At 32.5% G+C, this 748-nt stretch carries 1 protein-coding gene; it reads right to left on the bottom strand.

The features are described 5' to 3' along the window. Positions 1–225: 225 nt before the first annotated feature. Positions 226–672, bottom strand: coding sequence for a transposase (locus tag DZ60_RS23815; protein WP_316929903.1), 447 nt, complete (start codon positions 670–672; stop codon positions 226–228). Between the last annotated feature and the right edge of the window lie 76 nt (positions 673–748).

Raw genomic sequence — 748 nt, forward strand, 5'->3', positions numbered from 1 at the left:
CTCCGCTCCGCAAAGTCTCCTGACTTTGCGGGAAATACAAACTTTCATTATTTTATGATCTCACCCAGCATTAATTCTTTATATATTTTGTTAATGACAATGGCTTCAAAACATTAATCACAGGATTTGAAACCAAGGTAATGGGTACCATTCCTTTGTTTTTATTTATATAATCCCCAGCACTTGAATAGAGATAATCGGATGCCTTAGAAACAATATTTGATCTTACTGGATAAGGTGTATGTAATCTAGTTTTGACCACATAAATTTATGAGAATATATTTCTTCTGCATGATTACCATACTGCCAAAATTGATATTTTTTATTTCTATTATGACTTTTTGTAGCAAGTTTAAAACGTTCTAACATCCATTCTTTTCTGCTTTCAGTTTCGTTAAGTATTGTATCTAAAATTGTTTTTGCAGTAAACTTTTTAAAATCACGTATAAGATCTGATAATTTTCCCTCTTCGGATTGTATGATTAAGTGAATGTGATTACTCATTAGAACATATCCATAAAGGATCATTCCTTTATTTTTGATACAAAAATTAAGGCAATCGATAATGATATCTCGGTATCGTTGTCGCGTAAATACATCGATCCAATCTATTACCGTTGCTGTAATAAAATGTGCTTTGTTTTGATCCCTTATGATATACCCTTCTTTCATTATTTTGGACTATAGTGTGTTTTGAGCTTTTGCATTCGTGTTCCGCGAAGTCAGGAGACTTTGCGGAGCTGGGTGT

Source organism: Aquimarina pacifica (assembly GCF_000520955.1).
Lineage (GTDB): Bacteria > Bacteroidota > Bacteroidia > Flavobacteriales > Flavobacteriaceae > Aquimarina > Aquimarina pacifica.

What these genes read in the sequence shown, in the direction of transcription:
- DZ60_RS23815 (WP_316929903.1), bottom strand. Translation starts at nt 672, where the DNA reads ATGAAAGAAGGGTATATCATAAGGGATCAAAACAAAGCACATTTTATT.